Source organism: Streptomyces tendae, assembly GCF_014650435.1.
GTDB classification, from domain to species: Bacteria; Actinomycetota; Actinomycetes; order Streptomycetales; family Streptomycetaceae; genus Streptomyces; species Streptomyces tendae.
Map to the genome: position 1 here is coordinate 1 of NZ_BMUY01000096.1, position 636 is coordinate 636.

General features: G+C 68.7%; 1 protein-coding gene. It reads right to left on the minus strand.

Annotation, left to right across the window (positions count from 1 at the left end; genetic code table 11):
- Nucleotides 1-636: hypothetical protein (locus IE258_RS40795; RefSeq protein WP_189750838.1), on the minus strand; the 636-nt coding region annotated here is incomplete at both ends.

Consider the following 636-nt stretch of genomic DNA (forward strand, 5'->3'; position numbering starts at 1 on the left):
TGGCCAGCTGTGCAGCAGATCACCCGCGTACCGCTTGTCCACCAGGTACTTGATGACGAGCGTGTCCTTGTGGGTGGCGACACGGCGGCGCATCACCGACTCCTGGTAAAGGTACGCGCAGAACCACACCGCCTGCGTGCCGATGAGCACCCACTCCGCCTCGGCCAGGGCCTTGCGGTCGCCGTCCTGGACGTAGCCGGCGGCGCCGCCGGGGCAGTGCACCATCTCAGCCTGCTGCAGTTCCTGTTCCAGGAAGTCCTGCAGTTCCCGGCACCCCTCGGGGGTGTCGGGACGGTGGTCGATCCAACCCCGGGTTTCGTGGATCGTGACAACGGACTGCTCGGGCATGAAGGCCACCAGCCGGGGCCGCGTGGATTCCCTCTCGGCCTCGCTCCTCGGCTCCAGAGCGATGGAGACGGCAGTCCAGTGCCGCTGCAGGGCGGCGGACGCCTCGAAGGAGGAGCTGCGGCTGGTGGGGGACGGGTCGAGCATCTCCATCAGGGCCGTGCGCAATGGGCGGGGTAGGCGGGTGTCGACGTTGAGTTCGCGGCGCATCGCGGAGTGCAGGCGGACCAAGGCGTTGGGCAGTTCGTCAAGCTCGGCCCGTTCGACGGCCGCGCATTCCTGCGGCAGCCG